Source organism: Paraburkholderia mimosarum LMG 23256 = NBRC 106338 (assembly GCF_000739815.1).
Lineage (GTDB): Bacteria > Pseudomonadota > Gammaproteobacteria > Burkholderiales > Burkholderiaceae > Paraburkholderia > Paraburkholderia mimosarum.
Window position 1 is genome coordinate 1 of the sequence record NZ_BBJJ01000295.1, and the last position, 671, is coordinate 671.

The following is a 671-nucleotide window of genomic DNA, read 5'->3' on the forward strand; positions in this document are numbered from 1 at the left end:
AGTTCGCGGCATAATGCACCTCATCTGTCATTTCAGGGGGAAGTTACGTCTGCAGCCGCCTTGCGGCGAGTTCCGTTCTTGTGCGCAAACCGCCTGGGAGCGTCGACGCCAGGGCGCTCATAGAGGTACTGGCCGTTATCGTTATATTGGTATGCCTTGAGCAGCCCCGCCCGTCGCCAGTCGGCAATGGTGGCCGTGCATACCTTGAGATACTTCGCTATCTCCGTGGCGCTCAACAGTCCCCGCGCCCTTAGGCGCTCGTATTGCGTTTTCAACCCGTAATCGATACGGATCCGGCGTACCATCAGCCTCCTGAACGGCAAACCCTCGCCAGAGCGCATACCACTCGCATTGAGTAATTCCGCGGTTTCGTGGTCAGTGTGTCCTTCCAGCAAACGATCGATTTCGGCAACGACCGCTGCCGGGGTCTGTCTCAACTGCCATGATGGTTTGGGCAACGAAAGACGCAGTTCACGGGTCGCGCCACCCTTGAAGCGCACCCGGGCAATGATTCCGGAGTCCTTGAGCAGCGTCACGTCGGCAATCAACAGACGGGCCATACGCTTTTTCTCGCGCTCCGGTGTCTGGGGGTCGTTCCACAGGCGCGGGAAGTCCTGTGCAAGTGCCATGATGCTCTCACGCTGCTTCTCGTCGAGCTGGGCACTCGCCGT

The 671-nt window shown here is 59.3% G+C and carries 1 protein-coding gene; it reads right to left on the reverse strand.

The window, feature by feature from the left end; translation table 11 throughout:
• Positions 1-32 precede the first annotated feature (32 nt).
• Positions 33-671 (reverse strand): helix-turn-helix domain-containing protein (locus BMI01S_RS37500; protein ID WP_042293469.1); only part of this gene is annotated, 639 nt, incomplete at its 5' end.